Origin of the sequence: Streptomyces sp. NPDC005791, assembly GCF_042871485.1 — a bacterium.
Lineage (GTDB): Bacteria > Actinomycetota > Actinomycetes > Streptomycetales > Streptomycetaceae > Streptomyces.
In genome coordinates, this window is sequence record NZ_JBIAIP010000012.1 from 216902 (window position 1) to 236096 (window position 19195).

Annotated in this window: 16 protein-coding genes and 2 pseudogenes; 6 read left to right on the forward strand and 12 right to left on the reverse strand. The window is 68.1% G+C overall.

Annotation, left to right across the window (positions count from 1 at the left end):
• Positions 1-99: 99 nt before the first annotated feature.
• The 3 genes from ACFYSH_RS23955 to ACFYSH_RS23965 are packed head-to-tail and all read left to right on the forward strand — an operon-like array spanning position 100 to position 3674.
• Complete coding sequence (locus ACFYSH_RS23955) at positions 100-2625, forward strand: nitrate- and nitrite sensing domain-containing protein (protein WP_388755028.1); 2526 nt, start codon at positions 100-102, stop codon at positions 2623-2625.
• Positions 2622-3056 carry a roadblock/LC7 domain-containing protein gene (locus tag ACFYSH_RS23960; RefSeq protein WP_359478577.1) on the forward strand — a complete coding sequence of 145 codons (435 nt, stop codon included), beginning with the start codon at positions 2622-2624 and terminating at the stop codon, positions 3054-3056. Before ACFYSH_RS23955 ends, ACFYSH_RS23960 begins: the two co-directional genes overlap by 4 nt.
• Before the next feature lie 15 nt (positions 3057-3071).
• Complete coding sequence (locus ACFYSH_RS23965) at positions 3072-3674, forward strand: DUF742 domain-containing protein (RefSeq protein WP_359478574.1); 603 nt, start codon at positions 3072-3074, stop codon at positions 3672-3674.
• A 307-nt stretch (positions 3675-3981) separates the two neighbouring features.
• Here the strand turns inward: ACFYSH_RS23965 and ACFYSH_RS23970 are convergent.
• The 7 genes and pseudogenes from ACFYSH_RS23970 to ACFYSH_RS24000 form a co-directional block, all read right to left on the reverse strand.
• Positions 3982-4178: pseudogene (locus ACFYSH_RS23970) on the reverse strand (FAD-dependent oxidoreductase); the annotation flags it as partial.
• A gap of 284 nt (positions 4179-4462) precedes the next feature.
• A complete protein-coding gene (locus ACFYSH_RS23975) occupies positions 4463-5035 on the reverse strand; it encodes an SMI1/KNR4 family protein (protein ID WP_388755031.1) in 573 nt (190 codons plus the stop codon).
• 163 nt (positions 5036-5198) lie between these two features.
• On the reverse strand, positions 5199-6971 hold the full coding sequence (locus ACFYSH_RS23980; protein WP_388755034.1) for an ABC transporter ATP-binding protein: 1773 nt from the start codon (positions 6969-6971) through the stop codon (positions 5199-5201).
• Positions 6968-9283, reverse strand: coding sequence for a VC0807 family protein (locus ACFYSH_RS23985; protein ID WP_388755037.1), 2316 nt, complete (start codon positions 9281-9283; stop codon positions 6968-6970). Before ACFYSH_RS23985 ends, ACFYSH_RS23980 begins: the two co-directional genes overlap by 4 nt.
• Complete coding sequence (locus tag ACFYSH_RS23990; protein WP_388755040.1) at positions 9280-10065, reverse strand: TetR/AcrR family transcriptional regulator; 786 nt, start codon at positions 10063-10065, stop codon at positions 9280-9282. The genes ACFYSH_RS23985 and ACFYSH_RS23990 overlap by 4 nt, the downstream gene beginning before the upstream one ends.
• 60 nt (positions 10066-10125) lie before the next feature.
• Positions 10126-10473 (reverse strand): DUF1330 domain-containing protein, encoded by a 348-nt coding sequence (locus ACFYSH_RS23995; RefSeq protein ID WP_388755043.1) that lies wholly within the window; start codon positions 10471-10473, stop codon positions 10126-10128.
• Complete coding sequence (locus ACFYSH_RS24000) at positions 10470-11339, reverse strand: dienelactone hydrolase family protein (RefSeq protein ID WP_388755046.1); 870 nt, start codon at positions 11337-11339, stop codon at positions 10470-10472. The genes ACFYSH_RS23995 and ACFYSH_RS24000 overlap by 4 nt, the downstream gene beginning before the upstream one ends.
• A gap of 129 nt (positions 11340-11468) precedes the next feature.
• Between ACFYSH_RS24000 and ACFYSH_RS24005 the strand changes: the two genes are divergently transcribed.
• Entirely contained in the window at positions 11469-12407 is a 939-nt protein-coding gene (locus ACFYSH_RS24005) for a GlxA family transcriptional regulator (RefSeq protein WP_388755049.1), read from the forward strand.
• Positions 12408-12561: 154 nt separating this feature from the next.
• Here the strand turns inward: ACFYSH_RS24005 and ACFYSH_RS24010 are convergent, their stop codons facing one another.
• The 4 genes and pseudogenes from ACFYSH_RS24010 to ACFYSH_RS24025 form a co-directional block, all read right to left on the reverse strand.
• Positions 12562-13116, reverse strand: coding sequence for a TIGR03086 family metal-binding protein (locus ACFYSH_RS24010; protein WP_359478357.1), 555 nt, complete (start codon positions 13114-13116; stop codon positions 12562-12564).
• A gap of 229 nt (positions 13117-13345) precedes the next feature.
• Positions 13346-13614, reverse strand: a pseudogene (locus tag ACFYSH_RS24015) (deaminase); the annotation flags it as partial.
• Between the two features lie 306 nt (positions 13615-13920).
• On the reverse strand, positions 13921-14259 hold the full coding sequence (locus ACFYSH_RS24020) for an XRE family transcriptional regulator (protein WP_388755052.1): 339 nt from the start codon (positions 14257-14259) through the stop codon (positions 13921-13923).
• A 633-nt stretch (positions 14260-14892) separates the two neighbouring features.
• The gene (locus ACFYSH_RS24025; RefSeq protein ID WP_359478360.1) at positions 14893-16074 is read right to left on the reverse strand and encodes an alpha/beta hydrolase; all 1182 of its coding nucleotides are present in this window, start codon (positions 16072-16074) and stop codon (positions 14893-14895) included.
• Positions 16075-16374: 300 nt separating this feature from the next.
• Between ACFYSH_RS24025 and ACFYSH_RS24030 the strand changes: the two genes are divergently transcribed.
• Positions 16375-17673 (forward strand): sensor histidine kinase, encoded by a 1299-nt coding sequence (locus ACFYSH_RS24030; RefSeq protein WP_388755056.1) that lies wholly within the window; start codon positions 16375-16377, stop codon positions 17671-17673.
• On the forward strand, positions 17670-18353 hold the full coding sequence (locus tag ACFYSH_RS24035; RefSeq protein ID WP_388755059.1) for a response regulator: 684 nt from the start codon (positions 17670-17672) through the stop codon (positions 18351-18353). Before ACFYSH_RS24030 ends, ACFYSH_RS24035 begins: the two co-directional genes overlap by 4 nt.
• A 604-nt stretch (positions 18354-18957) precedes the next feature.
• Here the strand turns inward: ACFYSH_RS24035 and ACFYSH_RS24040 are convergent.
• Positions 18958-19083: a hypothetical protein gene (locus ACFYSH_RS24040; RefSeq protein ID WP_388755060.1), complete on the reverse strand. Its 126-nt coding sequence runs from the start codon at positions 19081-19083 to the stop codon at positions 18958-18960.
• Positions 19084-19195 lie beyond the last annotated feature (112 nt).

Here is a 19195-nt window from a genome sequence, read left to right on the forward strand (position 1 = left end):
TACCTGCGAGCAAGCTGTTCCGAGTACGGAACTCATATCGTGACCGCGGCCAGGCATGCGGCCACGCGTCCGGTAGGGCCGTCGTGGTGGGCTTCACTCGTGCAGTGGCGGAACTGGCGGCTGCTGGTGAAGCTGGCGGCGGTGCTGGTCGTACCTGCCCTGCTGGCTGTCGGTCTGGGCGTCGTGCAGATCCGTGACGACGTCAGACGCGCCAACTCGTACGCGGACATGCAACGCCTGGTCACGATGCGTGGTGAGCTGCGGACTCTGCTGAAAGCCCTGCAGATGGAACGCACGATGTCCGTCGAACGGCTGAGTGTCGGCGCTGCCGGAGACGCCGCCGCTCTGCGGCGGCAGAAGCGGAGTGTCGACAGCGCCCGGACCGCCGTCGCCAACCACAGGAAGCAGGGGGTCTCCCTTGCGGGCGTCACGGCGAATCGTTATCAGGACGCCGTCGGTCTTCTGGACCGCCTCCCCGCCCTACGCGCACAGGTGGCGTCCGGCAGCATCGGTTCGTGGACCACGCTCAATGACTACGGCACGGTCATCACGGGCCTGCTCAATCTGGACCACGCACTCGTCAGCCGATTCGCCAGTCCTGAACTCACCAGGTCAGCGACGGCGTTGTACGACCTGGAGGTGGTCGGGGAGCAGATCCACGTCGAGCACGCGATTCTGCTGCAGGCAGCCGACCGAGGCCGTCCGATGACCCCGGTGCTCATCAAGGGGCTGCAGGAGGCCGACGTACGCCTACAGGACAGGCTCGGTGACTTCCGGGCCCTGGCCACCCCCATGGAGCTGAGCGGATACGAGCGGACGGTCACCGGCCCCGCCGTCAGCCGGCGTGCGCACGTGGTGAGCGCCGTGCTGGCTGAGCCCTTCGCGACGGGCGCACAGCAGAAGGCCACCATGTCGCTGCCTGTCTCTGTCGACAGCTGGAACCGCGACTCCGAGACCACCGGGGCGCTCCTGGACAAGGTGTCGGAAAGCTTCCTCGACAAGCTGCGCACCTCGTCGGCCGAGCTGCAGGACCAGACGAGCAACCGTGCCGGCATGGCGTCCGTCATCCTTTTCGCCGTGCTCCTGCTCGCCCTGGCCATCGGTCTCGGGATCGGCAGGCATCTGCTGCGGTCGCTGGCCGTCCTGCGCTCGACGGCACTCGATGTGGCGGAACGCCAACTGCCGGCCTCGGTCGAGAGCATGCGCGAGGGGCGGAAGGCCGACGCCGTGGTCGACGTCGTGCCGGTCCACACCACAGAGGAGTTCGGTCAGCTCGCCAGGGCCTTCGACACCGTTCACTCGCAGGCCGTGCGCCTGGCGGCGGAGCAGGCCGCACTGCGCGGCGACCTCAGGAACACCCTGGTCAACCTCTCCCGGCGCAGCCAGAGCCTGGTGGACCGTCAGCTGCTGCTGATGGAACAGCTCGAGCGGCACGAGGAGGACCCGGAGCAACTGGCCAGTCTCTTCACGCTCGATCACCTGGCGACGCGTATGCGGCGCAACAACGAGAACCTGATGGTCCTGTGCGGCAGCACACTGGTGCGCTCTTCCCACGGTACGGCGCTGGACACCGTGCTGAGGAGTGCTGTCTCCGAGATCGAGCACTACCGGCGCGTGCTCGTTCAGCCCGGTCCTCCCGTCGAGGTGATCGGGTACGTAGCCGGTGACCTGGGGAGGCTTGTCGCCGAACTGCTGGACAATGCCACCGCGTTCTCCCCGCCGCACACCCAGGTGGTCATCGGCGGTTCCCGACAGCCCGACGGCTCTCTGCTGATCGAGATCCAGGACGAGGGAATCGGGATGAGCGAGAGCGACCTGACCAGGGCCAACCGACACGTGGCGACGGACGCCGCCACGGATACGCCCGCGTCCCGGCAGCTGGGACTGTTCGTGGTCGGTCGCCTGGCCGGTCGGCACGGCATCGCCGTCAACCTGAGCTCGCGGCCGGGCGTCAGGGGACTGCGGGCCCGTGTTCTGGTACCGCCCAAGCTGGTCACGGCACAGGCGCCGGCCCGCACAGACCAGCCGGGCACCATGGCCGGACGTAGCGCTGCCACGCTTCCGACGCGGCCGCGCGGTGGGCGGACGGACGGCGGTGACGCAGCGTTGCGCCCGCCGCAGCGGCCGTTCGCCGTCGCTGCCGCTACGGCAAGGCCCGTACCGGCCGGCAAGGACGCGCGTCGAAAGCCCGCCGACCCGTCGTGGTTCGTCCTCGCCGGATCGTCGACGGAAGCCCCCGGCGCAGGGAACGGCGTGGACGCACCGGTGCCGCGCGACACGGCGGAGGAGCCGGCATCCGTTCCCTCGGCCTCGACCGGGGCGCCCGGGGATCCGGAGCCGACAGGCCGCCCAGCGCCCGCACCCGCTGTCCGACGCCCGGCCGGGCGCGGTGCACAGGAGCCTGACCGGCCGTCCGACCTCACACAGGCCGGGTTGCCCAAAAGGGTTCCGCGTACGCGATCCGCTCCGGCCCGGACCGAGCGGTCCGCCGGCGGGGACGGGACAGCTGCGAGCCTGTACGCCAGCCGCGCCCACAGCTTCCTCAGCAGCTACCAGTCGGGCATCAGTCGGGCTCAGCCCGATCAGACGCACAATTCATCGGCGACGGGCAGGAAGAACCCATGACATCACCCCACTCCCCGGAGGTGAGCCAGTTCGGATGGCTGGTCACCAACTTCACGGAGCGAGTGCCCAATGTGGCGCACGCCGTTGTGATCTCGTCCGACGGACTGCTGCTCACCGCGTCGGACCAGCTGGCAGTCGATCGTGCCGAGCAGCTCTCCACCATCGCGGCAGGCGCCATCAGCCTGATCCAGGCCGCCGCCCGCTGTATGGACACCGGGGACCCGCTGCGCACGGTGATCCAGATGGAGCACGGCACCATGCTGATGATGTCGATCCGAGACGGTTCGTGTCTGGTTGCCCTGGCGGCTCCGGACAGCGAGATAGGCCAGATCGCCTACGAGATGGCCGTGCTCGTCGACCAGGTCGGCGAGATGCTGACTCCGGAACTGCGAACCGAGTTGCAACAGTGCCAGCAGACTGCTGCCCGATAGCCGGACGGGGAGAACATGAGCACCGGTGGAGGCCCGTCCGGCCCTCGAAGAGATCAGGAAGCGGAGGGCGAACAGACCTTCGCCGACGTGCTCAACGCGTTCAGTTTCGGCACCGGACGACGTAAGCGGAAGACCTCCGGCACCCGTGGCACGCCGCAGGACATGGCATACGACGGGAGCGACGAAGCCTCGCGGCCGCCTGTCCCCGAGTCGTACGGGCCGGCTTCCCCGGCGGACCGCCAGCCGTCCACCTGGGAAGCCGGGAACGTGGAGCCAGGAGCACCGGCCTCCTCCGTCCGCGCCTACGCATGGACGGGCGGCCGCACCAGGTCGCGCCACCACTTCGAGGTCGAGACGCTGGTCACTGCCGCCGAGCCGAGCGGCTTCCCTGGCGTTGCCGCGGAGTGGGACCGCACGGTGCTTGATCTGTGCCGGGAACCGAGGTCGGTGGCCGAGGTGGCGGCGCTCGTCGCGGTGCCCCTGGGTGTGGCCAAGGTTCTCCTCGGTGACATGGCGGATCGGGGGATGATCGTCGTCCACGAGGCGGCGAACGACGCCGGCGATGCCCCGACCCAGGCCCTGATGGAGAGGGTGCTGACCGGACTGCGTCGGCTCTGACGGGCGTCCTCGCACCTCAGGGGCATCGCGCTCCTGACGGCACGACCGAAGCCGCCGCCGATACCCGTACCACTCCACCAAGCGCAAACGTCACGGCATGAATATCCGGGGTGCCTCTGCGATCCTTCCGGACGGCTGCTGTGAGACTCGCCCGCGCTGGCTGCATCCACTCACGACCTGACTGCCGCCCACATCCGCGGCATCGTCGACGCGCCCGCCGAAGCCGGCCTCACGTACTGGCCCGACAAGGCCCGTCAGGGCGCCGGTGGCTCTGTCCGGGTGCCTTGCGCGGCCGACGCCTCAAGCGGTTCCACATCACGGTCTCTTGGGAGAGCCCGAACGTATTGGGCATGGTGAACACAGCGAAGCAGTAACCGAGGTACCGGTGGAACTGCTTTTCGGAGCCGAACAGCATCCGACGGGTGTGCGCGTGCAGACCGTCCGCGCCGAACACCATGTCGAACGTACGCGTGCTGCCTCTGCGGAAGTGACGTCGATGCCGTGCTCGTGCTCGTATTGAAGCCCGATCGGACTCGGGCTGAACCGACGTGGTCACGCTGATGCTCTGCTCGTTCGCCCGAGCCATCGCGACCCGGGGCCCGCCGCCTCGGCTCTCCCCCGCAGCCGAGGCGGCGGGCCCCGGCGCCTGCGGTCATGGAAGCTCCGCTCCAGCGCCACCCCGAAATAACCGCCGCCGTCGCACTCAAACTCGCCATCTGATCAAGATGGAAAAGGTTCCGTGGTCGGATTTTCCGGGTGTAAGGCGGCGCGACCGGGCCGCACCTGACTCAATCCATCGAGTGGAATTCAGGCTCCGGCATCAGCCTCGCGATCGAAAACGGCTCGAATTCGGGATCCGCCAGTACGCGGTAGACGAACTCACCGGTGGAAAGACTCACTTCTTGCCAGGTATATGGGTCGCCTTGCGTTACAATGGGCCAGTCCTTCGGATCCTCTTCAGCTGATGCCAGCCAGAAGTAACTGCATTTCATCTCACCGAACGCCCAGGGGATGAGACCGCGCTGATCAGGCTGGTATATTCGATAGGGCTTGAAGGCGGGATCGGGCCCGCTCTCCGGGCGGCCGTGGAGGAACTTTTTCCAGATCCTGACCAGGTCGAACTGCCTCGTGGCATCAACGGTAAGAATGCGCAAGAACTCCGAGAATTCTCCCTTGCCGAACGTGTCGACAAGCTTTTTGTAGTCCTCGGGCAGAGGTGTGCCGAGCTCTTCCTCAACGCCGTTCCAGGATACCCCTAGCCGAGTCGGCTCCCAGCGTGTGGCCTCGGCAATTCGCTCAATCCACATTCTCTTCACATTCCGATCGGTGGCTTGGATCGGCGGGTGCCAGATGTGCGACACGCCCCTCGATATCGCTCTATACAGTGTTGCCGACCCGTACTGAACCGCTGCACCGCTCAAACTGTTCCAGACTGTGTCGAACCGGTCCGGCATCGGACCGGTGGCACTGCGGTAGTACAACGGGACTGCCGGTGGCACGGGTCCCGCGGGTCGGCTTCGTGTGTCACTCATGTTTGTCAGTCCTGTCGTGGCTGGTGTCCGCACTCCAGGTTTCCCAGAGGGCTGCGTAGGAGGTCGCGGTGGTGACGAGGTGGTCGTGGTGGCCGAGCTCGGTGATGCGGCCCCCTTCCATGACGGCGATGCGGTCAGCGTCTCGGGCTGTCTGGAGTCGGTGGGCGACGGCGATGATGGTGCGGCCCTGGATGGTGGCGGCGAGGGCTTGTTCGGTGCGGCGAGCGGTCGTCGGGTCCAGCAGGGCGGTGGCCTCGTCGAGGACGAGGGTGCGGGGATTGGCGAGCAGGACTCGGGCGAGCGCGACGTGCTGGGCCTGGGCGCCGCCGAGCCGATGGGTGCCGAGGTCGGTGTCGAGCCCGTCGGGGAGGTCGTCGAACCAGTCTGCGCCGAGGACGTCGAGGGCCTCGATGAGCTCGTCGTCGGTGGCATGAGGTGCCGCGATGGTGAGGTTGTCGCGCAGCGGGTCGGCGAACACGTGGTGCTCCTGGGTCACCAGGACGACGTGCTGGCGAAGCTGCTCGGGTGCGAGGTCGGCGACGTCCGCACCGCCCACGGTGACCCTTCCTGATCGGGGACGGTCGATGCCGGCGATGAGGCGACCCAGAGTGGTCTTGCCTGCTCCCGACGTCCCCACGACGGCGAGATGCTCGCCGGCCCGGACGTCGAGGTCGACACCCTGGAGGACGTCGGCCCCGTCGTAGGCGTAGCGGACGCCGGTGACGACGATGTCCATGTCGGTGGGGACGGCCGTGACACCCTCGGCGCTGCGTCGTGGCGGTTCCGCTGACGAGGCGAGGCCCTCGATGCGGGCGAACGAAGCGGCGCTGCTCTGCAACGTCTCCACCCAGATCAGGATCGTGTCGATCGGGGTGGTGAGCTGGCGTAGGTAGAGGACGACCGCGACGACGGTGCCGAGGCTGAGCTGGTGGTCCATGTAGAGCAGGCCGCCCACGCCGAACGCGGCGCCGACGGCAAGGGCGGTGGAAGCGTCGATGGTCGGGAAGAACACGCTGCGCAGGCGAAGGGTGCGCAGCTGGGCCGCTGTCGCGGCGGCGATCGCGGCCGAGCAGTCGGCGGCCCGCAGCTCCTGCAGGCCGAGCGCTTCCACCGTCCGGGCGCCGGCGGCGGTGCCGGCCAGGACGTCGGCGACCTCGGCATGCGCGGCTGCCTGGGCCAGATAGGCCGACCGGGCGCGGCGCAGGTACCAGCGTAGGACCACGGGGATGGCGACGAGTGCGACCAGTCCGACGGCGCCCAGCACGGGGGAGAGCAGGACGACGGCGACGATGATGATCAGCGCCTGGGCAAGGGCGAACACCATTTCTGGCGCGGCGTCGCGCAGAGCGAACGACACCAGGCCGGCGTCGGTCGTGGCACGTGAGGTCAGGTCGCCGGTGCCGGCCCCTTCGACAACTCGTGCAGGCATCCGCATGAGCCGGTCGGCCAACTGCTCGCGCAGTCGGGCGGCGGTCCGTTCGGCGAACCGGTAGCCCAGGCGCCGGGCCTGGTGCCCGATCAGGAGCTGCGCGGCCGCGGCAAGCACCACGAGGAGGCCCAACCGGTCGATGGTCGCGACCCCAGCCCCGGCCTGCACCTCGTTGACGATCTGCCCGAGCAGCCACGGCCCGACCAGACCTGCGCCCGCCGCCGCGCAGTTGGCGAGCAGCACGACGATGAATGCCGCGCGGTCGGAGCGGATGAGCCGCCACGCGGCACGGCGGACCTCGCCGGGCTCTGCCACCGGCAACGGCTGCGCGCTCATGCCTTCATCTCGGGGTCGTGGGCGCTGGCGGCCGGTCCTCCGCGGTGGACCAGAGCGGCGTAGGCGGGGTTGGCCAGCAAGGCGGTGTGGGTGCCGCTTGCGACCACCCGACCGTCGGCGAACAGGTGCACCTCGTCGGCTCCTTGCAGCACGAGCGCGGACGTCGAGGTGACCAATGTGGTCTTGCCGCGACGGTGGTGGATCAGGCGGTCGACGATGGTGGCCTCCGTGGCGGCGTCGAGCGCCGAGGTCGGGTCCACCGCGAGCAGGACGGTCGGGTCGGCGATCGCCGCCCGAGCGAGCCGGACGCGTTGGCGTTGACCGCCTGAGAGGTTCCGTCCCCCGGAGTCGATCCTCGACCCCAGGCCCTCGGGCAGGCCCCGCACCACGTCGTCGTCGGCGGCGGCGGTGTGCAGCGCGTCCAGGATCGCAGCCTCACCGAGGTCGGCGACGTCGAGGCGACCGGCCACCACCTGGGCCAGGGACCCGGCGAACAGGGCGGCGTCGTTGTCGGCCACCAGCACCTGCTCGTGCAGCTGGGCGGGATCGATCTCGGAGGTCGGCTGCCCGGCCCAGGTGGCACCTGGGCGGAAGCCGCCGAGTCGGTCGACGAGGGCCACGGCCTCGGAGTGCTGGGCGGTGGCGACCGCAGCGAACGTCCCCGGTGTGATCCGCAACCCGGAGGCCTCGTCGATCAGGTCTCCCCGCCCCGGGGGCACCGCCGTGCCGGTGCTGTCGGGCCGCACGTCCAGGAAGTCGGTCACCCGACGTGCGGCCACGAGAGCCTGGCTGAGATCGAGCGCGCCCTCGATGAAGGAGGCCACCGGCACCGCCAGCACCGCGGCGTAGCCGGCGACCGCGACCAGTTCGCCCACCGTGATGCTGCCCTCGACCGCGAGCCGGGCGGCCAGCCACACCACCACTGCGGAGAACAGAGTCGGCAGCCCCAGACCGACTGCCTGGATCACGCTCGTGACGCGGCCGACCCGATAGCCGTGCTGCAGCAGCCGCTGCGACTCGGCGCGGAAACGGTCGGCGTAGACCGCTTTGCCGCCCAAGCCGTTCAGGACGCCCAGCCCCGCGACGATGTCCACGATCCGACCCGTCACGCGGCCCTGCTGCTCGCGATACGGCGTACCGACCGTCCGGAGACGGGCCGTCGCCGGACCCACGACCAGGGCCAGGACCGGAACCCCCGCCAGCACGACCACAGCCAGTGGCACCGAGATCCGCAACAGCAGCACCGCGATCACCACGTAGGCGAGCACCGCACCGACCCCCGGCCCGGTCGCGGTGAGGCTGCGCCCGATCGTCCACGCGTCCCCACCTCCGATGGCCACGACCTCCCCGGTGAGCGCGCGACGCGCCATCGTGTCTCCCAGACGGATGCCGTGGGCGTTCACCTCTGACACCGTCCGCAGCGCCGCATCCATGCGGACCCGGGTCATGGTGCGATGCCGCCAGATACTCAGGCCCGCCAGGGCGCCCCCGACCAGGAGCAGGACAGCCGTCCAGCCCAGCACCACGTTCTGCTGGCCCTCCGCGAGGCTGTCGATCGCACGGGACAGCACGTACGGCGATAGGGCGAGCCCCACCGTCCAGGCGCTGCCGAGCACGGCTCCGAGCGCCACCCGGCCGCGCTGCCGAGACACGAGCCACGCCAAGTACGACCACGGGCCACGGGTGTAGGGGCGCGTCGGCGGCACGGTGCTCCGGCGCATGTGTCGGCGTCCCCGGGCCTTGCCCGTCTGGACGACGACGACCAGCATCACTGCGAGAAGTGCGGCGGAGGTCGCCGGGACGAGGTCCAGGGGCAGCGTGTAGCTCATCACGACCCGAGCCGCAGCTCCGATGAGAAAGGCCAGTCCGAAGCCCCAGGTCATGCCCCGCATCGCTCGCCGAAAGGTCTCGCTCGTCTCCCAGGACCGGTGCCAGTCCTCGGCCGCCGCCGGGGGCATGAAACCGACGGTCTCCGTGAAGACGAGCGGTCGTGCCCGCAGCAGGACCCGAACTCCGACGAAGCCGGTCAGATAGCTCTCGCGGGCCATCAGCAGCCGCGAGTCGGCGGTCATGAGGCCGATCGCAGTCCCGACGGTGGTAAGCCCGAGAGCGAAAATGCTCGCCCCGGGGATGCGCCGCCGGAAGACCAGGCCGGCGCCCAGGCGGAGCATCGGCAGCGCGGCCCCGGCAAGGAGCGCTGTCCAGACGGATGCGCCCAGTGCGCGGAGCACGTAGTAGGACGCGAGCGGCACGACGAGGTCGACGAGGAGGAAGCCGGTGAAGGCGGCCGGACCGCTTCTCGGGGCCCTCATCGTGACTCCGTGGCCTGCAGTGCACGTCGGACGATGGTGACCAGGTGCTCGGCGTGGCCTTGTGGATCAGCCGTCGGGTCGCAGGCGGCGCGGGCCGCGGCGGCGTCGATCGACGCCCGGATCGTCATGGCCGGCACCCCGGCGTCCACATCCGCGACCTCACCCGTCGCCTGCCCTCGCTCGATCAGCTCTAGGGCGTGTTTCGAACGTAGCGCCGTCCGCCCGAAGGGCGGGCCTGGCGGCGTCTGGTGCGTGCGATCGCAAGGCGGAGGGTCGCCTCGATACTGGATGTATCGGGGTGATCCCGACAACGCGGCGAGCGTGCGTGCCAGGCGTCGCCAGGCAGGCGGGACTTTCGAAACACGCCCTAGCAGGTGGGCGCTCAAGGGGTCCTCACCTCCCGGGGGGCCGTCCGCGGATCGCATGTTCGCCGCCACCTCCATGACTGCACGCACGTGCCTCGGATGGTCGGCGACGAAGGTGAGGTTGCTCCTGATGTAGGTCGCGAGCTCGCCGATCACCGAGTCGCTGTCGCCCGTCGCCTCGCCGATCTGCTCCCCGGCCTCGCGGTAGAGGGAGTTCACCACCTCACCCAACGAGTCCTCCTTGGTCGGGAAGTGGTAGGTCACCACGTCTTTGCTGACGCCTGCGCGGCGAGCAACCTCGGCGACGGACGTGCCTGCAAACCCCAGCTCGACCAGCACGTCCACCGCGCAGTCGAGCAGCTGGGCCTTCCGGGCCAGCCCGCCGAGCGACGGGGTGGATGAGGGCGTCGTACGCACGCACGGACATTCGTACGTGCGTACGAATCCGACATCGTCGTCCTTGCAGGGTCGACGACCTCAGTGCGACGCTGGGGCGTTTCGGATGGCCTGAGCGGTGACGCTCGGGTCGTAGTCCTGGGGAACGCCGCCGACGAGGATGATGTCGCCCTGGATGTGCCGGGAGCGGAGGGGTGCGATCTCCCGGTAGGCGGGAGAGTCCCACCAGTCCCTGGCCTCGTTGATCCCTGGAAAGCCGATCACCACGACGTGTCCGGCCCACGCGCCCTCCTTCACCTCCGGTGGCGTGCCGTGCACCAGGAAGCGGCCCCCGAAGGGCTCGAACGTGCCGGCGATCCGCTCCATGTACTCGGCGACGTCCGGGTGCGGCTCGGCGTCGCGCAGGTGGGCGATGGCGTAGGCGGTCACAGAAGGTTCCTATCTGGAGAGCGTCGGTTCGCGTGAGCGTCAGTCGATCGGTCTGAGTTGGCGTGGCCGTGAAGTCGGCGGACAAGGAAGTCGAGGATCTCGTCGCGTGCCGTGGCGGTCGGTTCGCCCTCGCGATCGATGAGGTGAACGGTGACCACGCTGTGGGGATAGGGGACGTGAGCGGCGAAGAACGGCGGTGCATCACGGTTCGCGGCAGCGTCGGGGAGCTCGCGGCTGACGAAGGAGTCACCCAGGGCTTGCGCGTAGGCATCGAAGCGTGCCCTGGTGCAGACCGTGTCACCTTCGAATCGGTAGGCCAGGACGGTGAGACCGTCACGGTCGAGACGTTCCTTCACGGCTGTGAGCTCGGCGTCGCTGATCTCCAGGGCGCCCGGCTCATCCAGCGGCAGGGACGGCTGGCAGGCCACGGGCGCGACGACGGCGCTCTCGAGCATCATGGTGATGGCGAAGTTGCCGGTGAAGCACATCCCGACCGCGCCCACACCTGCTCCCCCGCACTCACGGTGCGCCGCGCGAGCGAGGGCCATCAACCACGTCGTGATGGGGCTCGACCCGCCACCGCCGAGTGCGCGGAACTCCTTCGCGACGCAGAGACGACGAAACACCTGTGCCCCGCTGTCGGCGTCGCCGAGGGCGCCGTCGGTGCCGAAGAGGGAAGGAAGGTAGACCGTCATGCCACGATCACGGACCCATCGGGCGAAACGAGCGACGTGTGGGCTGATGCCGGGCATCTCGTGCATCACGATCACGCCGGGACCGTCACCGCTGACATACACGCGACGCACCTGGCCGAGGAGCGAGATGGACCGGACGGTGAAGTCGGCGAGGTCGTCGTCTCGGGTCACGTCACGATCCGTCATGGAGATCCCTCTGAGATGGATCGTCGCGGAGTGCGGCCGATCTGGTGACTACGATGGATCAACGATGAAGTCCTTGGGAGAGCGAGACGTGCCACATTTCGGGCGGTTCGAGACATGACCTCGGTCCGCTTCCTGGATCTCGAGGGTGCGATGGCCACCTCCGTGGCCATCACGATTGATGTCCTCGACACCGCGAACAGGCTGGCCCTCCGATCGGGACGGGTCGACCAGTTCGAGGTCCAGCCCTGGGTCGCCAACGGCTATGGAGACGCCACAGATCCGGTGGATCTCGTGGTCGTCCCTGGCCTCGGGATGAGGAACACCCAAGAGGTTCGCAGCCGACTCGCAGCGCCCGATGCCAGAGCGGGGGCGCACTACTTGAAGGAAGCCGCCGCAGCAGGTAGCGAGATCGCGGCCTCGTGCGCCGGAGTGTTCCTCCTCGCCGAAGCCGGCATCCTCGATCAACGACGTGCGACTACCACTTGGTGGCTGGCGCCGCTGTTCGCCTGCAGGTACCCCGCAGTTCGGTTGACACCTGCTGATCTCGTCGTCACCGACGGCCCGGTGACAACCGCAGGGGCAGCCTTGGCGCACCTGGACCTGATGCTGACGCTCGTCGGGCGTCACGCTGGGGAGGCGCTCGCCAGGGAGTGCGCCAGGTACCTCGCGGTTGACCGTCGTCAGTCACAGTCTCCCTACGTGATGCCCGAGACGGTCAAGGGCGCCGACAGCGATGTCGCAATCGCGCGGTCATGGGCGCTCCAGCACCTCGACACAAGCATAGGAGTGAGGGACTTGGCAGCCGCCGCACACCTCAGTCCGCGCACCTTCACCCGCAGAGTCAGCGAAGCCACAGGTATGCCACCTGCTCGATTCCTACGACGCCTGCGTGTCGAGCGAGCTGTCGAGCTTCTGCACAACACCGACCTCGCCGTCACCGGAGTCGCCCACGCAGTCGGGTACAGCGACCCGACGGCACTTCGACGGGCCATGAGTCAAGAACTCGGCATGAGCCCCCGGACAGTCCGCGGACAGCGCACCCGCGCCCACTGAATGACATCCGCGACCGACGCGCCCCATCGCCTTGCACGAGAGCGTCCGAAGGCCGTCGGGACTCGGCTCGGCCGAAAGTCCTTCAGCGGACCAAATGACCCGAAGGCGTCAGTCACCAGAGCAGGATCGTGATCCGCACGATCGGAGATGTCGCCTATGGTCGTCGCCCGAACGAGTCGAGCAGCCGGATCTGTGGTGACGCGTCAGCAGGCAGCGTTCCGCTCGGACCGGCGCCATACGCTCCGAAGGCAAGCATTTCTTCCAGGTGCGGCTCGACCGTGTTCAGCACGCCGACAACAGTCTGCGGATCAAGGGTCTCGTCGAGACGCGCGGCACGCAGGAGGTCCCACGCGTGGACTACCAGGTCGACGAGACGGAATCGCAAGTAGGCGGCGACGGGAACATCTCCGTTCGGGCCCGCGACCTGTTGCTCGGGCGATGTCGCGAAGAATGCCTGTGCTTGGCGCTGTGCGGACTCCCTCACGTCAGCGACTGGGTCATCGCCGACCTGCTTGGCTGCAAGCATGGCGTGGGCCTCGTCGCGACCAACGCCTGCCAGCAGAAGTGCGGTGAAGCGGTTCCCCACCACCACGTGCTCAATCAATGCGCGTACCGAGATGCCCGACGGCGTCGGTTGCTCCCACGAGTCCGCGGGCAATTGGCGCACAACTCGTTCGAACTCTGCCGAAGCTGCCCTGATCAACTCCATGTGCTACAGGCTAGCGGCACGAGCCGCTCGTCCGGGAGGCGACCAACCCGACTTGGCTGCACACCCCCGGCAAGGATTCGGCCGTTTCCACTCCACGAGCTGCGTCTCGCGAGGGAATCCCGTACTGGTCACGCTCCGGCTGACTGTCGGGCGCATGCTGAGCGCGCCACAACAGGATGGAGCAGCGGAACGCAGTTCGGTGGAGCGGTCGAGTAGCGCGATCGGTCGGTCAACGTCTCCAGGGTAGGTGGTGGACCACCCCGCTGGGGCTGGGGACGACGTCGTGAGGGAATCGGTCATCGAGCTCGTCCGGGGACTGCCAGAGCCTGGTACTCGGACGAACTCCAGAGGGAGACCGCTTCGTGCAGGGTATCGACCAGATCCGCCTCGAGGAAGGCGCGGATGCTCTGCGCGCCCCCCGCCGAGGCGGACGTCCCGGCCGTCGGCTGCTGCCCGGGCCTGGTCCAGGGCTTTGTCGGGGGCGGCTTTACCAAAGTGCCCTGCTTGTACCCCCATTTCGATCCGGTTGCGTCCTACTCGATCCGGCTCGATCGGGGATGGTGCAGCGTTCGCTGCACCACCTTTCCAGTACCCCGCAGGGTTCACGGCACCGAACACTCCCCGCTCCAGCCTCGTCAAAGCGGCAATCGTTCGGGCCGCACGGCGCCGCCGGAAATTGGGCAGGCACGGCGGGAACCAACAGCCACCGTCGTCACACTCCGCCACGAGCGGCGCCCACCCGCGCCGAGCCCATGGGGATGTCAGGCCCGACCGGGACCTGCCGCGAGTCGCGCGTACATCGGGTCAGCCGAGGACGTAGGTCTCATCACCGAAGTCGGCGACGATCTTCAGCTTGCCGCCGAGCGCCTTGACATAGGCAGCCAGGGTGTCGACCTCACTGCGCTCCAGCTGGCCCTTCTCGATGTGCGAGACGCGGGCCTGAGTGACACCCATAACTTCGGCGACCTGAACCTGCGTGGTGTGCTGCCGCTTCCGCAACTCGGCGAGACGGTGGACACCGGAGGCCAGAACCAACGCCTGCACCCCCTTCTGGATGCGGTGCTTCTCCGCGTCGGTGAAGGAGAACTCTTCGGTCAGGTCCTCCCAGGAGACGGCCTGCGGGTCCTTGAGGTGATCAGTCATCGTGCCCCATCCTCTCCGTCAGTTCGCTTGAGATGTTCCGCGCATGCCTGCTCTGCCTGGGGCACCGCAACGCGGTACCAGCCGGACCAGTTGCCGGCCTTGTCGCCACCGACCAGGATCACGGCCTGACGGTATGGTCGAACACGAACAACAACCGCACTTCCGTGGCTCCAGCGGAGCCGGGCGGAGCTCCTTGAGGTTCGGCAGCACCGAGCCTGAGAGGGGTGCCTGATACCACCAGGCTGCATCCCGCTCGATCCGGCACCTGCGGATGCGGTGCAGCGTTCGCTGCACCGCATCCGCAGGGACGCAAGACCGATTAGCCAGACCCTGTACGGTCCACGACTCGCTCAGTCAGCACGGAGAGAACACTCCTGCTTCTACGGACGTTGAGCGCACATCCGGCACAGGACCGCCTGCGCGGCACAGGAGGATTGTCACCGTCAGTCACGGTGCCGATCTGCAAAGGTGCCCCCTCCCAGGCCGGCGCATAGATGAACTCGTGCAGCCGCACCGCCGAGGAAGGTATAAAGCCTGCCACGGTGTCGGCTGAGCGTCAGTACTACCTCTCCTCGGTACTGTCACTGTCGCGGCAACCTGGCTCTCGCTTGACACATGAACCGCCGACAGATCTCAGACGCAGGTGCTCGTCTCCGGAGTGCAGAGATGGACCTGCGGGTAGCGCATGGACGGCTTGTCCAGGAGCGGCTGCGGCCGGTTGCGCAGGTGCAAGTCGAGGAACGCGCGGGAGTACCGGCGGACGATCTCCGAGGCACGGGCAGCCGGCAATTCGGCGCCGATGTCGATTCCCAGCTGCTCGGCCAGCAGTCCGACGTCGGTGAAGGAGGCGTGTTCGGCTCCGGCCACCACGAGCCATCGCTTCCACCCGGTCAGGCGTTGCCAGTCGCGTTCCCAGGTGGTGACGGCGCCGTCACCACTGCCCGGACTGTACTGGGCCTCCCTGCCGAGGAAGAGGAACGGCCGGGACAGACCGCTGTCCGGGATCGGGACCTGGGTCGTGCCGTCGATGTCGATGCCCGCGCGTACCCGGGGGTCGGCCAGCATGGACGTGACGGCACTCGCACCGCCGACGGAGTGGCCCGCCATCGCGATCCGTGATGGGTCGATGAGCCGGGAGCCGTCCCATTCCGCGTGCGCCTTGGTCAGTTCGTCCAGTACGAAGGAGACGTCGGCGGCCCGGCTCGTGACCAGCCGATTCCAGAACGCTTCGTCATGCGGGACCTCGCAGGCGGTGCAGGTGGCGACCCGACCGTCCGGGAAGGTAGTGGCAACACTTTCGTAGGTGTGGTCGATCGCGGCCACTACATAGCCGTGGCTCGCGAGGTCCTCGGCGAGGGTGGTCAGCGTGGTGCGCGGCTTGGTGAAGCCGGGAGACAGCACGACCAGTGGCAGATTTCGCGTGCTCCCTGCCGGTCGGGCGTCGGCGAAGGCGTTGGTCCGTGTCGTGCTCAGCACGTCCAACGGCACACCGCTGATACCCCCTTCCTCGAGGAGCAGTCCGGACTCCGTCGGGGTCATGTACTGCGCCCGACGCCCGTTCGGCGAGGCCGTCGGATACCACAGGGAGACCATGAGTTCGCGGGCGTTGACCCCGGAAGCCCAGGGATCGGGGCGGTTGTCGTCCGTGAGGTGCAGGGAAGTGGTACCGACAGCACGGGGCCCGGTCGGCCTGGGCAAGTACGGTGCGCTGCCCGGGCCGTCGGCCGCTGCGGCGGGCGGTCCGCCCAGGCCGACGGCGAGCGTGAGCAGTGCGGTGGCGACGGTGAGGCCACGGCGGAAGATCGCAGGGTTCATGGGTTCGTCCGTTCTCCACTCGAGGAGGGCGGGCCGTCGTCGTACGGGCGGCTCACCTCACGCAGTTCGATCACCGGCATGGACATGAAACAGCACCTCGGACACGGCAGTTGGATGCGTGAACGTTAGAAGCGGGACCGGCTGTCACGCGTCAGTCGCCCGAACCCATTGGGATACCGCGCAGGGATGAGCCCCGGAAGCGTCATCCCTGGGATGTAGGCGGGTGCTGTAGCCGGTGCGACGGAGATGACCGCCAAGGCGGACTCCGCGGGTCCACGCGGCAGCGACAATGAACCGGTGATGAACGTACGTACGGACCTGAAGCGGCTTCAGGAAGCCGCGCGTCAGACGGTGCGCGAGGTCTGGCTCGCCAGTGGCCCATCTTTACGGCCCAGCAGGCGCGCCTGGCAGTTCGACGCGTTGGTGGCACTGACGATAGGTATCGCCACCGTCTACTACGGCATCGACAACGCCAGCAACGTCGTAGTGCGGGAGATCGCGCCCGGCGTGGAGCGCGTCATCACGCGCCCGAACGGGCCCGGCGGCATGGCCTTCATGGTGACCCTCGCGTTCATCGCCTCGGTTGCCCTGGTGCTGCGTCGCCGCTATCCGCTCGCCGTGCTGTGCGTCGTGACGGCCGCGACACTGGCGACACCGCAGAGCGTCCTGCGGCTGACCTTCTACGCGTACGTCATCGCCGTCTACAGCGCCGCCGTGTACGGCCCGTACCGGGTGGCGACCCTGGCGGCGCTGCCGGTGTCGGTCCTCCTGGTCGGCACCTCTGGGAACTCGGTCACCCCAATCGTCCCCAACGAATACACCGCGCTGCTGATCCTGGTTCCGATGGCCGTGGCCTCCGTCGGCCTGCGTACCTGGAAACTCCGCACCACCGAGGGGCGCACCCTGCTCTCCGCTCTGGAACGTGAACAGGCCGAGGCGCTACGCCGGGCCGTCGAACGCGAGCGGGCCAGGATCGCCCGCGAACTGCACGACGTCGTCACGCACAACGTCAGCGTGATGATCATCCAGGCGGGCGCCGCCCGCAAGATCATGAAAACCTCCCCTGAGCAGGCCGGCGAGGCACTGCTCGCGGTCGAGGCAGGCGGGCGAGCGGCCATGACTGAACTGCGCCACGTCATGGGACTGCTCACCATGGCCGACGAGGGCGGGGTGACAGGCGTGGACGGTCCGAACGCGGTGCCGGCCCCGCAACCCGGCCTGGGCCAGCTTGAAACGCTGGTCGGGCGGGTCCAGGACACCGGGCTGCTGGTCGAGCTGACCGTGATCGGCCCGCCATTCCCCCTCCCGCCCGGCGTCGAACTCACCGCCTACCGCGTAGTACAGGAAGCTCTGACCAACACGGTGAAGCACGCCGCTGGTGCCACCGCTGCCGTGACCGTCGAATACGGTCCGGACCGGCTCCGGGTAGAGGCCACCGATACCGGCGGGCACGCGGGTGCGGGCGCAGCCGACGGAAACGGCCGGGGCCTGATCGGGTTGCGCGAGCGCCTCGCCGTCTACGACGGGACCCTTAGCACCAGCCGACGTCTGACCGGCGGCTACCGTGTGGAAGCGCTGATACCTCTGGAGGCACAGTGACCGAGCCGCCGCGTGTGCTTCTCGCCGACGACCAGACACTGGTCCGTACCGGATTCCGCATGATCCTCGGCGCCGACGGCATCGACGTCGTCGCCGAGGCGACGAACGGGGCCGAAGCCGTCGAAGCGGCCCGCCGCACCCGGCCCGACGTTGTCCTGATGGACATCCGAATGCCCGAGATGGACGGCCTGGAAGCCACCCTCCGTATTCTCACCGCTCCCCAGGCCAGTGAACCCCGTGTGATCATCCTGACCACCTTCGACCTGGACCGGTACGTGTACGCGGCGCTCTCCGCCGGGGCCAGCGGCTTCCTCCTCAAGGACGTCACCCCCGAGTACCTGGTCGCGGCCGTTCGCACCGTCCGTACCGGCGACGCCCTCCTGGCCCCGGCCATCACCCGCCGTCTCGTGCAGCGGTTCGCCCAGCGTGGCAGCGATACCGCCTCCCTTCACCGCGACCTCGCCTCACTCACCCCGCGCGAACTGGAGGTACTCGGCCTGCTGGCCCGAGGACTGAGCAACGCCGAACTCGCCACCCGCCTCCACCTGGCCGAGACGACCGTCAAGACCCACGTCGCCCGCATCCTCGCCAAGCTCGGACTCCGCGACCGCGTCCAAGCCGTCATCGTCGCCTACGAGACAGGGCTGATCAGCGCCGGCGCGGCCGCCGAGCAGACGTAGCCCGAGGCCGAGCCCTGGGATCAGCAGCCGGGACCCGCGCCTGTCCCTGTAGATCAGCATGACTGTTTGCATCGTTCCGACATTCCTGCCGGTGATCAGTTGGCCAAGAGTCCTGGGCCTCTATGGCCGGTCCGCCCGCCACTCGGGAAGGCGGCGTGCGGAGGGGCTATGCCACGTCGATGCGGTGGCTGTCAGGTGGGGTGTGGCGTCTCTTTCAACGGCCGTGGGACCGTTCTTAACGCTCCCACAGACACGAGGGCCACAAAAGCCAGTTCACAACCGTGCAAGGTCCGTCTTGGCGGACCGAAGCCTCACGTTCGCTGCACCTTCGAGAAGCATCCACCCCGTACGAGCACTGCTCTCGAGAAGTAGGAAACGATCTCGTCTTCAGCATCACCGGATCGCCGCCGCATTGCAGAAGGCACCGCTGGAATCGGGCTGCCGCGCACGGTTACGCCCCGTGGTGAACGGCTGGCTGCGCGCCAAGGTAGTCGATTGTTCGTTTCGAGTGACAACGCTCGAGGGCTGCTGCACTGATCAGGGCGGATCCAGCCGGCCGAGCCCTGCAGAGTCAGCGTTCACCACATCGCGCAGCAGTCCCGCTTCACGTGATGATGAATCGGTCGACACCTGTTTCCAGCAGCGAGTCCATGGAGTCCAATCGGGTCGCAGCCGCGACAAGGCAGCTGTACTCCTCCTGCATGATCGAGATACGGAAGTACTCGATCATTCGCACTAGTTCATCCAAGGCCAATTCCGTTTCGTCGTTGCCGATGAGCTCTAGAACCGATGTCATCGACGTGATTGGCCGCCCCTCCTTAACCAGTCGCCGAGCGATGCCT

What these genes read in the sequence shown, in the direction of transcription:
- ACFYSH_RS23960 (WP_359478577.1), top strand. Translation starts at nt 2,622, where the DNA reads ATGACATCACCCCACTCCCCGGAGGTGAGCCAGTTCGGATGGCTGGTC.
- ACFYSH_RS23965 (WP_359478574.1), top strand. Translation starts at nt 3,072, where the DNA reads ATGAGCACCGGTGGAGGCCCGTCCGGCCCTCGAAGAGATCAGGAAGCG.
- ACFYSH_RS23980 (WP_388755034.1), bottom strand. Translation starts at nt 6,971, where the DNA reads ATGAGCGCGCAGCCGTTGCCGGTGGCAGAGCCCGGCGAGGTCCGCCGT.
- ACFYSH_RS23985 (WP_388755037.1), bottom strand. Translation starts at nt 9,283, where the DNA reads ATGAGGGCCCCGAGAAGCGGTCCGGCCGCCTTCACCGGCTTCCTCCTC.
- ACFYSH_RS24005 (WP_388755049.1), top strand. Translation starts at nt 11,469, where the DNA reads ATGACCTCGGTCCGCTTCCTGGATCTCGAGGGTGCGATGGCCACCTCC.
- ACFYSH_RS24010 (WP_359478357.1), bottom strand. Translation starts at nt 13,116, where the DNA reads ATGGAGTTGATCAGGGCAGCTTCGGCAGAGTTCGAACGAGTTGTGCGC.
- ACFYSH_RS24020 (WP_388755052.1), bottom strand. Translation starts at nt 14,259, where the DNA reads ATGACTGATCACCTCAAGGACCCGCAGGCCGTCTCCTGGGAGGACCTG.
- ACFYSH_RS24025 (WP_359478360.1), bottom strand. Translation starts at nt 16,074, where the DNA reads ATGAACCCTGCGATCTTCCGCCGTGGCCTCACCGTCGCCACCGCACTG.
- ACFYSH_RS24030 (WP_388755056.1), top strand. Translation starts at nt 16,375, where the DNA reads ATGAACGTACGTACGGACCTGAAGCGGCTTCAGGAAGCCGCGCGTCAG.
- ACFYSH_RS24040 (WP_388755060.1), bottom strand. Translation starts at nt 19,083, where the DNA reads ATGATCGAGTACTTCCGTATCTCGATCATGCAGGAGGAGTACAGCTGC.